Origin of the sequence: Lysinibacillus capsici (assembly GCF_003367505.1) — a bacterium.
Lineage (GTDB): Bacteria > Bacillota > Bacilli > Bacillales_A > Planococcaceae > Lysinibacillus > Lysinibacillus capsici.
This window is the reverse complement of record NZ_PXXX01000028.1, coordinates 17,039-30,109: the sequence shown is the minus strand read 5'-3', so window position 1 is coordinate 30,109 and position 13,071 is coordinate 17,039. Positions and strand designations below refer to the sequence as shown.

Annotated in this window: 12 protein-coding genes; 5 read left to right on the top strand and 7 right to left on the bottom strand. The window is 34.9% G+C overall.

Annotated elements, in window-relative coordinates:
- Positions 1-8: 8 nt before the first annotated feature.
- Both C7B89_RS21800 and C7B89_RS21795 read right to left on the bottom strand, forming a co-directional pair.
- A complete protein-coding gene (locus C7B89_RS21800; RefSeq protein WP_048394267.1) occupies positions 9-1,088 on the bottom strand; it encodes a D-alanine--D-alanine ligase in 1,080 nt (359 codons plus the stop codon).
- A 223-nt stretch (positions 1,089-1,311) separates the two neighbouring features.
- Positions 1,312-2,064 (bottom strand): hypothetical protein, encoded by a 753-nt coding sequence (locus C7B89_RS21795; protein ID WP_048394266.1) that lies wholly within the window; start codon positions 2,062-2,064, stop codon positions 1,312-1,314.
- Between the two features lie 353 nt (positions 2,065-2,417).
- Here C7B89_RS21795 and C7B89_RS21790 point away from each other — a divergent pair, with 353 nt between their 5' ends.
- The gene (locus C7B89_RS21790) at positions 2,418-3,605 is read left to right on the top strand and encodes an FtsW/RodA/SpoVE family cell cycle protein (RefSeq protein ID WP_036079404.1); all 1,188 of its coding nucleotides are present in this window, start codon (positions 2,418-2,420) and stop codon (positions 3,603-3,605) included.
- A gap of 57 nt (positions 3,606-3,662) precedes the next feature.
- On the opposite strand, the gene C7B89_RS23140 is transcribed toward C7B89_RS21790, so the two are convergent.
- Positions 3,663-3,800 (bottom strand): Lmo0850 family protein, encoded by a 138-nt coding sequence (locus C7B89_RS23140; RefSeq protein WP_004232019.1) that lies wholly within the window; start codon positions 3,798-3,800, stop codon positions 3,663-3,665.
- Positions 3,801-4,164: 364 nt separating this feature from the next.
- Here C7B89_RS23140 and C7B89_RS21785 point away from each other — a divergent pair, with 364 nt between their 5' ends.
- Both C7B89_RS21785 and cls read left to right on the top strand, forming a co-directional pair.
- Positions 4,165-5,325: an MFS transporter gene (locus tag C7B89_RS21785; protein ID WP_115674569.1), complete on the top strand. Its 1,161-nt coding sequence runs from the start codon at positions 4,165-4,167 to the stop codon at positions 5,323-5,325.
- Positions 5,326-5,511: 186 nt separating this feature from the next.
- Positions 5,512-6,969: a cardiolipin synthase gene (cls, locus tag C7B89_RS21780; RefSeq protein WP_103119112.1), complete on the top strand. Its 1,458-nt coding sequence runs from the start codon at positions 5,512-5,514 to the stop codon at positions 6,967-6,969.
- A gap of 49 nt (positions 6,970-7,018) precedes the next feature.
- On the opposite strand, the gene C7B89_RS21775 is transcribed toward cls, so the two are convergent.
- The 4 genes from C7B89_RS21775 to C7B89_RS21760 all read right to left on the bottom strand — a co-directional run bounded on the left by C7B89_RS21775 (position 7,019) and on the right by C7B89_RS21760 (position 9,984).
- Positions 7,019-7,798, bottom strand: coding sequence for a M15 family metallopeptidase (locus C7B89_RS21775; protein WP_115674568.1), 780 nt, complete (start codon positions 7,796-7,798; stop codon positions 7,019-7,021).
- A gap of 149 nt (positions 7,799-7,947) precedes the next feature.
- Positions 7,948-8,196: a hypothetical protein gene (locus tag C7B89_RS21770; protein WP_054549596.1), complete on the bottom strand. Its 249-nt coding sequence runs from the start codon at positions 8,194-8,196 to the stop codon at positions 7,948-7,950.
- Positions 8,197-8,251: 55 nt separating this feature from the next.
- The gene (gene yidC / locus C7B89_RS21765; protein ID WP_004232011.1) at positions 8,252-9,013 is read right to left on the bottom strand and encodes a membrane protein insertase YidC; all 762 of its coding nucleotides are present in this window, start codon (positions 9,011-9,013) and stop codon (positions 8,252-8,254) included.
- 176 nt (positions 9,014-9,189) lie between these two features.
- Positions 9,190-9,984, bottom strand: a complete 795-nt coding sequence (locus C7B89_RS21760; RefSeq protein WP_048394255.1) for a helix-turn-helix transcriptional regulator — start codon at positions 9,982-9,984, stop codon at positions 9,190-9,192.
- A 505-nt stretch (positions 9,985-10,489) separates the two neighbouring features.
- Here C7B89_RS21760 and C7B89_RS21755 point away from each other — a divergent pair.
- Entirely contained in the window at positions 10,490-11,140 is a 651-nt protein-coding gene (locus tag C7B89_RS21755; protein ID WP_004232004.1) for a LytTR family DNA-binding domain-containing protein, read from the top strand.
- Positions 11,141-11,492: 352 nt separating this feature from the next.
- Positions 11,493-13,013: a succinate CoA transferase gene (locus tag C7B89_RS21750; protein ID WP_016992711.1), complete on the top strand. Its 1,521-nt coding sequence runs from the start codon at positions 11,493-11,495 to the stop codon at positions 13,011-13,013.
- Positions 13,014-13,071 lie beyond the last annotated feature (58 nt).

The following is a 13,071-nucleotide window of genomic DNA, read 5'->3' as shown; positions in this document are numbered from 1 at the left end:
AATCCCACTCAGTCTTTTTTATAGTGAAGCTGTTGTTTTTCTTCATAGCGTTCAATTGCTAGGGTAATTAAACGGTCAATCAGCTCTGGATAACTCACATCTGTATGCTGCCATAATAATGGATACATACTTACAGGCGTAAAACCTGGCATTGTGTTTACTTCATTAATGTAAACGTTATTTTCAGTTGTTACAAAAAAGTCCGCACGAACTAAGCCGCTACCATCTATAGCCTTAAATGCACGCTTTGCCAGTTCTTTTAAGCTTGCCACAGTTTCTACTGGAAGCTCAGCTGGAATAATAAGTGCTGTAGAACCGTCCTTATATTTAGAATCATAATCATAAAAATCAGTAACGGGTTTAATTTCTCCTGGCACTGATACTTCAGGATAGTCATTTCCTAACACCGCTAGTTCAACTTCACGAGCGACAATTCCCTGTTCAACAACGATTTTACGATCATATTGTAAAGCAACCTCAATTGCTTTTACCAATTGCTCGCGATCTGTTGCCTTGCTAATCCCAACACTTGACCCTAAGTTTGCAGGCTTCACAAACATTGGCCAATTCAGGTTATTTTCACAGCGTTCAATGATTGCGTGTTGCTCATTCTTCCACTCACTACGAATAAAATACGTATAGGGCACTTGAGGTAATCCAGCAATTTCAAATAATTGCTTCATTACCACTTTATCCATTCCAGCAGAGGATGCCAATACACCATTTCCTACATACGGTAAATTTAGAACCTCAAGTAAACCTTGCACTGTTCCATCCTCACCATTCGTACCATGTAACAATGGGAAAATGACATCAAACTTTACCTCATTGCCATTTTTATCAAGCAAAAAATCAGTGATATTATTTTCTAAAATTGTAGTATTATCACCAAATTGTAGTTCTTCTATTGCACTGACGGGTTTTTCTAAACGCTCTCCACGGCGCCATTCCCCGTCAGTTGTAATGAAAATCGGATATACTTCATACTCCTCGAAATTCAAAGCTCCTGTGACTGCACGTGCTGTCGATAACGACACTTCGTGCTCCGCTGACTTTCCGCCGTATAATAAACCGATTCTTTTTTTCATTTTTGTGCCCTCCACATACTTCTTGAGTACTATTAGTTTATCATGAAACGTCTTGACAAATGACATAAAAATCTCACCGTATTTTTAACGGTGAGATTTTGCGTGTACATTTCTTCGATTATGCCCCAGCATCAATACTTCCTGCTATTAAATTGTACAGGAATAATGCAACATAAATATTGTCTACCAACATCTTAGTTCTTTGATTGCGTCACCATGAAGTTTAAATAATATAGATTAATTCATCATGCTCTGTTTTTAAAATCGTATTTAAGTCATCCCAAACTTCGTCAGGAAAAGAATATTCAGACAGATTGCGAACTTCTATTCCATACGCTACTTTTGGTTTCTCAATCCGATACAAAGATAGTAACGCTCCATCTTTCGCAAAGGATCGGTAAGAACGTAAAAAATCTGGTGATATAGCAGGAATACTCGCTTTTACTTTTCGACGCCAAAATCCAGTGCTGCGTTCCTTTTCACGAATTAAACTATTAAAAACATTGGCAACCAATAAATCCGAATCACTTAAATGACGAAAATAAATTTTAGTCATTTTCTCTAAGTCTGAAGAATAATAGACGAATCTATTTTGTAATTTATTAAAAAATGCTGACGTAATTGGTTCTTTCTTGTGACTTATGTACAGCAATTCTCCTTGTTCCATCGGTGTTAAATGATCTAGCCTCTTCTCGTCCATAAAATCTACCCAGCATAATTCTTTAGATTCAGCAGATTTTTTCACAAAACGAGGAACATCTTCTTCTAATACATATTCAAATTGTGTATGCATATTAAAAGAACCGTCTTCATAGGAATGTTTTAATAACAGTAAGTGATGTAGTGGTTCAAGTGCAGCCACAAATTGCGAGAATTTTAACCCGCTAAATATAACAAATTTATCGACATCATTCATATGAACATAAATATGATACATAAAATCATCAGCTGACTTTAATTTTTTAGCCACAACCATCACCCCATTCTTCACTACATTATAAGACTAAACATGATTTTTTTGAAACATTTTATGTTAATTGTCGTCACTACTATATACGCAGGCATAAAAGTAATTTTTGCGTTATAATTAGGAATGTTAAACATGCATTTGCATATAAAGTTTAGATTACTCAATGAGTTCAAGTATTTGCTTAAAATTCCATTGACAATATTCAAAGCAAATTGCAAGCTTATCAATAGATATGAGCTATTTTCACACCACTGCTGGTTATTAATTTGCTTTCTTCTTTGACCAATTATAAACGAAATAGGGAGAATCGCATCACATTTACTCATATTGAGATACTATTTTAATTTTAGGTGGCTTTTATGGAAAATAAACGAAATTTCGCAAATCGTTTTGACTGGACACTTGCATTTATACTCTTCACTTTTCTAGTCATTAGTTTGTTAGCTATTGCATCTGCCCAAACTTCAGGACAATATGGCATTAACTACGTACCAAAACAAATGCAATGGTATGTGATTGGTGCAGTAATTATTGGTATAGTCATGTTTTTTGAGCCAGATCAATATAAAAAAATGTCATGGTATATGTATGGAGCAGGGATTGCCTTACTGGTACTGCTTATTTTTATGCCAGAAGGAGAAGGTCAAATCGGTGCACCCGTTAATGGTGCTAAAAGCTGGTATCATACGCCGATTGGAAATATTCAACCTTCTGAGTTTATGAAAACTTTTTACATTTTAGCACTAGCTCGATTAATTAGTAAGCACCATGAAATTTATTCATTACGATCAATTAAAACAGACTTTTTGCTACTAGGTAAAATCGCTATCACCTTAATCGTACCATTAGCTATTATTTTAAAGCAGCCTGACCTAGGCTCAGCACTTGTATTCTTTGCCATTACGGCAGCACTTATCATTGTAGCAGGTATTTCTTGGAAAATCATTCTACCAACATTTTTAGGTGGCATGGTAGCAGGCGGTACCCTACTGTGGATGGCACTCTATATGCAGGACTTTCTAGAAAAAACATTTGGTTTTAAGGCCTATCAATTTGCTCGTATTTATTCTTGGCTAGACCCCTATTCCTATTCATCCAGTGATGGCTATCATTTAATTACCTCTTTAAATGCCATTGGATCAGGTGAAATTTTTGGTAAGGGATTTAGAAATCGTGAAGTATATGTAGCTGAAAACCATACTGATTTCATTTTTACAGTTATCGGCGAGGAATGGGGCTTTATTGGCGCTAGTATTGTTATTTGTATTTTCTTCTTATTAATTTATCATTTAACAAAGACAACCCTATTATTGAAAGATCCCTTCTCGACCTATGTATGTGCTGGGATTATTGCTATGATTACCTTCCACGTTTTCGAAAATATTGGTATGACTATTCAATTATTACCTATCACAGGTATTCCACTTCCGTTCATTAGCTACGGAGGAAGTTCACTTATGGGGAATGCTTTAGCGATTGGGCTAGTCTTTAGTATGCGATTCCATTATCGAACATATATGTTTACCACACATGATGAAGATGAATAACTATAGAAAAAGGGAAGTCTCGCGTATTGAGACCTCCCTTTTTCTATTGGAAACGAGTTAAGCTTGAACTTGCGGAGTTTGCGTTGGTGGTGTTAGCACTTTTAAAAGTTCTAGTCGAGACTTTGTTACAGTGGCTGTTACACCCAACTTAGATAAATTCGAAACAATCTTTTTCAAATCTACTTCTTTTGTCATACATTCCACCTCAATCTTTCCTCGATTTTATATAACGTTTTATTTACGAAAAAGTTTCATTTTTCTACGAGTATGATGTCTGACAAATTTATCATACCATTTAACTTACCTTTAAAATTTTTCAATTTTGTTACATTGTAAATTTTTCACATCATCAAACTTTTCCATCAAACATATTTAAATTACCCAAAATGGCTACATTTTATTCAAAAATCAGAACATAGATTTAAAAAATCTACCTTCATTTCTTTCTTTACTAAATTGTTCCACTTTATTCAAGCTTCCCCTCCCCTATTGTTGTAATCGCAAGAACAAGAGAGGTAGAATATACATATTGAAATATCGTATGAAAGCAGGGAACAGTATGAAAAAGGCTATTTTACTATTGATGTCTGTTCAATTCCTCGTTTATCTAGGGTTCGGCATTATTATTCCCGTCTTACCAGAGGTAATTGTGCAGCAAAATTGGCATGATCTCCACGTGGGTGGTTTATTGACCGTTTATTCACTTGCAAGTTTTTTCACAGCACCGTTATGGGGTATGCTATCAGATAAGGTAGGGCGAAAACAACTAATCCTTACTGGTCTAATTGGCTTTAGCCTTAGTTTTGTTATTTTTTCGCTATTTATAGATAACCTAGCTATATTGTATGTTTCACGTATTATTGGTGGTTTATTTTCAGGTGCATTATATACAGCAGTAACAGGATTTATCGCCGATATATCTAGTGAAGAGGATCGCAATAAGTATATGGGCTTTATGGGCATGTCCATTGGTCTTGGGTTTATTTTTGGTCCAGCAATCGGGGGAATGCTAGGCCATTATAGCTTGCAGTTACCGTTTACTGCATCAGCATCATTAATTGCACTATTATTTATTTATGCAAGTTTCGTCCTAAAAGAACCTAAAAAACGAAAAGATTCAAATAAACGTGCTATAGTGCCAAAGGGTGCTGCAACAATGTTACAATTCCGTGTGCGCTATCTATTTATGTTTTCTTTTTTAGTAACTTTTATGCTAGCTGGCGTAGAGGCTACATTTCAGCTATTTCAAATCGAAAAAATTCACATTACACCATTACAAATTGGTTACTTGTTCATGTTTAGTGGATTTGTCGATGCTGCTATTCAAGGAGGGGTCGTTCGACGCATAAAAAATGGCAGTGAAACGACATGGTTAATCGGTGCACAAATTGTAACTGCTATCGGCATGCTTTTATTTACATTGACAGCTAATCTTTTTATCGCTGGGCTTGCCCTTTGTGTCTTTACAGCAGGTAATGCACTTGCAAGAACATGTGTTGTATCACTCTCCTCTAAAGAATCTGGAGGACAATATGGAACTGCCGCTGGACTGTCCTATTCAATGGATAACTTAGGACGTATTCTTGGTCCACTCTTTTTTACATGGTTATTTACCGTACAAGCAAGTCTTGGTTATTATATTTCGGCTGCAATAGCCATTTTTTCTATAAGCCTAATCTTTATATATAAGGCATCCCGTAAATCATTACGTCTTCCGTAAAATATAGTAGGTTGCATTTTATGAATTTCTAACTATTAGAGAATTACTAATTAAACCATGCGGATTATTCCTATATATCAAAGGGATAATCCTTTTCCATGCTATCTAGCCATTTCATATCTTCTTTCCGCATTTGAAGTAGGCTATACTAAGTATGTTATTAACAATACAAAGGCAGGTGTAGGAATGAGCATTTTTACAGATATAGAATATTTAGTTCCTTTAACTTTGTTTTTTAATATTTTATTAGCCATGACCATCATTTTCTTAGAACGTAAAGATGCTACCTCTACATGGGCATGGATCCTCGTGTTATTTTTCCTGCCATTAGCTGGATTTATTTTGTACTTATTACTTGGAAGACAATTACGAAGAAAGCACCTATTTCGTTGGGAAGGACGCAAGGATATTGGGATTGATAATCTGATTACCTATCAGATGGAAGCGATTCGAGATGAAACGTTTGAGTTTCGTATTGCTAATGCAGAAAATTATCAAGAGATGATTTATATGCACCTCAGAACAAACAATGCGGTGTTAACACAGGACAACCATCTGGATATTTTTGATGATGGTGCCGATAAGTTTGAGCAGCTCCTTAAAGACATTGAAGCAGCTAAAGATCACATTCACATCCAGTATTATATTTTTAGACTTGATGACTTAGGTACACGTATCGTCAATGCATTGATAAAAAAAGCAAAGCAAGGTGTTAAGGTGCGTCTTCTCTATGATGAAATGGGATCACGTAATGTTAAAAGACGCCATTTTAAAGAGTTGCTGCATGCTGGTGGTGAAGTAGAAGTTTTCTTCCCATCCATTTTGCCACTTCTTAACCCTCGTTTAAATTTTAGAAATCACCGAAAAATCGTTGTCATTGATGGTCGAATTGGCTATATTGGTGGTTTTAACGTCGGTGACGAGTATTTAGGTTTACAAAAAAAGTTTGGTTATTGGCGAGATACACACTTACGTATTGAGGGTAGTGCCGTACATCCTTTGCAAACACGCTTTTTACTCGACTGGAACCAAGCTAGTGCACAACAAAAAATGGGGTACTCTGATCGTTACTTCCCTGCCATCCCACAAAAAGGTGATGTGGGTTTACAGATTGTTTCAAGTGGACCAGACTCAGACTGGGAGCAAATAAAGATCGGTTACTTAAAGCTTATTAATATGGCTCAAAAATATATTTATATTCAAACACCATATTTCATCCCAGATGTTAGTTTTTTAGACGCCATTAAAATTGCCACCTTGTCAGGCATCGATGTACGCATAATGATTCCTAATAAGCCTGATCACATGTTTGTATATTGGGCTACTTATTCTTATGTGGGTCAATTATTACGTGCTGGAGCCAAAGTCTACATCTATGAAAAGGGCTTTATCCATGCTAAAGCTATTATTATTGATGACGAGGCTTCCTCTGTCGGAACAGCAAATATTGATGTACGAAGTTTTAGTCTAAATTTTGAAGTCAATGCCTTCATATATGATGCAAATATATCGCACCAATTGGCAGAACTGTTTGAGAAGGATATTTTTGATTGTACGGAATTAACATGGGAAATGTATAAAAACCGTTCAACACTGATTAAATTTAAAGAATCTATTTCCCGTCTATTAACACCCATTTTATAAAAATAAAAAGGAAGAGAGCCTGTTCACAGAATGGCTTCTCTCCCTTTTATTATTTTACGCCTAAATATTCTTCCAACGTAATGTTTTTCTTTGTTATCTCTTTTGCAATCTCTTTGCCCACATAACGATAGTGCCATGACTCATACATATAACCTGTTATCTCTTCTTTGTTTTGAGGGAAACGCAAAATAAAGCCATACTCCTGTGCATGTGCAAATAGCCATTGCCCTGCTGGAGTTTCCCCAAACTCTTCTGTCAGCCACACATCTTCTTTTCCACGCTCTCCTATATCAAACGCTAAGCCTGTTTGATGTTCTGAGTAGCCAGGACGAGCACTATATCGATCTGCCGCTGCCTGTCCATCACGTTTAACATAGTTATCATAAAGGGTTGTTTGATATTCAAAAGATCGGTAGCCACTAAATGCAACTAAATCAAATCCTTGCTGCTTGGCAGCTGCTAACATTTGATTTAACGCTTCTCGTGCTTCTGGATTTTCTTCAGGTGCAAAGGTAGATGGAAGCGGATAAATTTTATTAGCTAACAGAATTCCATTGATATAGGTTGGTTCCGTAGGTAATGTTTGATTTGGGAGATATCCATTTTCGTCTGGTTGTTGCTCTGGCTTTGCAGGAGTTTCAGTATTGTCTGGTTTCTCTGTTACAGTAGAATCTTGTTCAGTTGTTTTGTTTGTTTCTGTTGTTTTTGGCTGCTCATCAGATGCACTATTTACTTGATTATTTTTATAGTTATAGACTACAAAAATTGCTACAATTAACGCGATAGATATGAAAGCACCAACGATAAGCGGAAGACGATTGTTTTTCACTCTTTATACCCCTTTTAAAATATCAGGTATCTAAAAGGATATTTAAAGCATTTCACCTTGAAAATACCTATTTTATTGTATTACTAGTTATAATCTTATTTTAGCACTGTTCACATTTTCAGGTGTAAATTTCCCACGTAAATATTCAATTAATCTGTTAGAACGATGACAAATACTACTATAGATGCAATTGCGAAAAAAATTGCCATATACTGCATCCATTTTGCTTCTTTTACATAACCTTGCTCTTTAAAGCTTTTTGCTCTAAACCCATTTGATAAGGCAAACATGATCGTCATTGCAAGTACAGCAAAATTAAATTTCCCCATAATAATAAATACAAGTGCTGCAATACTAAAAATTGCGACAAGAATAGATGATAGCCATTTTTTGTTCATCTTGCTGTCCTCCTAAAAAAATCGAGGCAGCAAAGGCGCCTCGACATCAATCAATTTATTTTTTTGCTTTCTCAGGATGTTCCGAATAATATTTACGCCCAATATATGTTTGAATAATCAACAATGCACCACTGACAGACCAATACAAAGGCAGTGCTGCCATAGAAGACATGGAGATAAAGACAATCATAATTGGTGAAATATAAATAAACATTTTCATCTGCGCTTTTTGTTGCTCTGGTACCGTCCATAAAGATACACGAGCCTGGATTAGGTAAACAATCCCAGCAACAATAGTCATCACGATATCAGGTGAACCTAAGCTAAACCATAAAAACTCATGGGATTTAACATCGGCAGAATACAAGATCGAGAAATACAGACCCATAATAATCGGCATTTGAATTAACATCGGTAAACAACCCATATTAAGTGGATTAATGCCATGCTTTTGATATAGAGCCATCATTTCTTGTTGATATTGCGTTTGCTCTTCTTTTGTCTTAGCTTCCTTCATTTTTTTCTGAACGGCTTCCATTTCAGGTTTAAAAGCATCCATCTTCGTTTTCATTAATTGCTGTTGACGATAGTTTTTTAGCATAATCGGCATTAATACTAAACGAATTAGAACAGTAATCGCAATGATTGCTAAACCATAGCTCCCTGAAAAGATATCATTCCCGAAAAACTCCAATAAAAATTCCATAGGTTTTACAAAGATACTATAGAAAAAACCTTCTTTGTTTTGCACAGCTTGACAGCCACTAAGAACAAAAACGGCAATACCAAGCATTGAAAATAGCTTCAAATTTTTCATTTTTCCACCTACTATTATTTATCAACTACTGTGAAGTATACCTTATAGGGTCTCTCTTTATCAAATAGCAAGTGCTACTTATTCCTTAAGCTGGTTCCTCAGATGATTCATCAAAAAAGATGCGAGCTTTAGCAACGCTAATATGTTCGCACCTTCTCATTTTCTATGCTCAAAATCTACACATTTTGTAATTCAGCTTCTGCCATTTCAAAACGATAAAATTCATGATGAAGCTCGTCTCTAAAATGTTTTGGCGTAACTCCAGTATATTTTTTGAAAATACGAGTAAAATAACTTTGATTACAGAAATGGAATTGATCTGAGATAGAAGTAATACTTTTGTTTGTATGTCGTAAGTAGTATTGTGATTCTTCTACACGTCTAACATTTAAATACTCAACCAATGTAATGCCCACATGTTCTCTAAAAATACGTGATAAGTGACTAGTACTTATATGAAAGTTATTTGCTATACTTTCAACAGTTAAATCATTTTCAAGCTCGTCATTTATATACATTATCACTTTGTTAACAGTTTGATGTCGGAAAGTCGGTTGTTTGCGATCTGCAATAAAGTAAACAAAGAAATCAATTAAATCATCAGCAAATTGTAAAAACTCTGCGTCTTTCATTTGATTTTCTATCATATCGTTACACGCAATATTGAAAGCAAATGCTTTTTTCGAAGGTACTTGATTGTCCAGCAATTTACGAGCAACAATTGATGACAAAACAGAAAAATAACTTCGAACGATTTTAATGACCTGTTTGCCAAAACGAATTGAGAGAATATCAATTAACTCATGCAAAGATTTTTTCGCTTTTGCAGATTCTAAATGGTAAATTTCAAAAATTAATTTCGACTCAATATTAAAAAATTCTTCGACACCGATATATTGATTAATATTATCGATTTCTTGGAAGTATCTTTTGGATATCGTTTCTGACATAGAATGTTGATGTAGTTGCATAATCTTCCCCATCTTTCCTCAGAGTGCACGAATTGCATGACAATATTTGACACCAATCCCGACGAATTAAAAATAAGAAAATAGTATTTACTTATTCAATATAAGAACTGAGTCCTATTTCACAAATTTTATTAACAAATAAATCAAAAATAACCCTACTAAAACACCAGATATAAAAAAAATAGACTATACAGTGAATTTTACCATATTCTGCGATTTCCTTTCAACCACATTTTAATTGCTACTCTAGTTCTAATTTATCACATATGCATAGTAGAAACCTCGTAAACTTATTCCTAACAATTAAATTTTACCATATACATATCAAAATAAATTAGTCATTTTATAAATTTATTTACAAATTATACAAAACAACTTACATCATTCTAATGGATCATTCGACATTTTTCTATTTTATTCCTAAATCTTCTCTATATAATTTATATGAATATGTAGTAAAATAGATGATAATACTATTTTTAAAAGTTTAGACGAGGTGTTTAAAGTGGATCCAAAACAAATAGAAGAGATCATGGAAATTATTAAGGAATTCTTCCCTGAAAATACGTCCATCGCTATCTCTGATACAAATGAATATTTGTATTACCAACCAAGCAAGAAAGTTGATTTAAAAATTAAACCTGGTGACCCTATCAAAGAAGGTTCAGCCGCACACAAAGCATTAAGCTATGGTCAAAAAATCAGCTCTTATATCGAACCTGATGTCTTCGGTGTCGCTTATTATGGCATGAGTATTCCTTTAATGGAGGAAGGCGAAACAAAAGGAGCTATTACTGCTATCTTCCCGCAAAAACCATCAGCATTCTTAACTAACTACATTACAATCAAAATTGATGATTGCTGGTACCCAATCAAACATGATCAAGTTATTTATTTAGAAACACAACTCCGTAAAACATTTGTTAAAACAATGACACGTGAAGGTTATCACCGTTTAAACTTAAGTGATCTAGAGCTATTTTTAGCACCTGACTCATTTATTCGTTGTCACCGCTCTTATATCGTTAACATTGACTACATCGATGAAATTCAACCAGATTCACACTCAACGTTTTTATTAATTATGAAAGATGGTACACGTATTCCTGTTAGCCAACGCTATGCAAGCTATTTCCGTCGTTCTTTAGGTTTCTAATTTGTATGAACAGCGAGCAATTTTTATAATTGCTCGCTGTTCTTTTTTGCGCACAACTCCGCCTCATTTACCTCAACATTTAACTATTTTTGCACTATTTTTAATATAGAAAACAACTAAATTTATACAGCTCTACAATAAAACGTTTTCTCTGTCGAAAAATCATCTTAATGCTCGATTTTCCTTTTTTTACTCAATTTAATGCTAATTCTAAAGTTTTTGTGACAATTTGGTGATAGTATTATTCAAATGGTTGGAGTCATACTACAACTGAATAAACAGAAAATTCTTAAATGTTTTTTCTAGTTTTGTAATCGGTTTCCATCAAAATTATTTAGGGGAGGATTTTTTTATGGATGCAAATGTTCAAAAACGCCTAGGTTTAAAAGAACTTGAGAGTAAAATTGTAACTGCTGAAGAAGCAGCAGCACTTATTTCTAATGGTGATGTAGTTGGGATGAGTGGTTTTACTCGTGCTGGGGATGCAAAAGTTGTTCCAATGGCATTAGTTGAGCGCGCAAAAAATGAAGAATTCAAAATTGATGTATATACAGGTGCATCATTAGGACCAGAAGTAGATAAGTACTTAGCAGAAGCTGGTGCCATTCGTAAACGTGGACCATTCCAGGGTGATGCGGGTATCCGTAATTTAATTAATTCTGGGGATATCTTATATGTAGATGCTCATCTTTCTCATAATGCTGAGCTAGTACGCCAAGGAATTATCGGACCAATCAAGTATTTAATTCTTGAAGCGGTTGCTATTACTGAAGATGGTTTAATCATTCCAACAAACTCTGTAGGTAACTCACCTATCTTTGCAGAATATGCAGAAAATATTATTATCGAGTTAAATATCTCTCATCCAGAAGCTTTAATCGGTATCCATGATATTTATGTACCTGGAGAACAAGGTAAACGTGAAGCTATTCCAATGACAGATGCTATGCAACGCCTTGGTGATATTGGTATCAAAGTAGATCCAGCTAAAATTAAAGCAATTGTTATCTCTGAAGAGCCAGATGCTCCTTCATTAATCGTACCTCCAGATGAAGAAACACAAACGATGGCAAACATTTTATTAGACTTCTTCCGTGATGAAATTAAAGCGGGTCGTTTAACAAAACAATTAATGCCATTGCAATCTGGTGTAGGTTCTGTAGCAAACGCTGTACTTGATGGCTTTGCAGATTCAGAATTTGAAGATTTAATTGTTGCATCTGAAGTACTTCAAGATGCTGTATTTAACTTAATCGATGCTGGTAAAGTTAAATTCGCTGCTGCAACTTCAATCACACTTACTGAAGAATTACAGCAAAAAGTTTATGGTAATTTAGAAAAGTATGCTGATAAAATTTGCTTACGTCCACAAGAAATTTCTAACCACCCTGAGCTTATCCGTCGTTTGGGTCTAATCTCAATCAACACAGCTCTTGAGTTAGATATCTATGGTAACGTTAATTCGACACATGTTTCTGGTACTCGTATGATGAACGGTATCGGTGGTTCAGGTGACTTCGCACGTAACGCACGCCTTGGTATTTTTGTTACAAAATCATACGCAAAAGGTGGAGCAATTTCTTCTATCGTGCCAATGGTATCTCACGTTGACCATACAGAGCATGACGTTGATGTTATCGTTACAGAACAAGGTATTGCTGACTTACGTGGTCTTGCACCAAAAGAACGTGTACCTTTAATTATTGAAAACTGTGCACACCCAGATTACAAAGAACAATTATGGGATTACTATAACCGTGCAGTTGAAGCAACTGGCAACCACCAAACTCCTCATCTGTTAGAGGAAGCACTTTCTTGGCATGTAAATCTTGCTAAAAACAAAACAATGAAAAAAGAAGTTGCAAAAGCTTAATTATTAAATTCTCTACGTCTAATAAGTTAATACTTATTAGACGTTTTTTATACGTGAA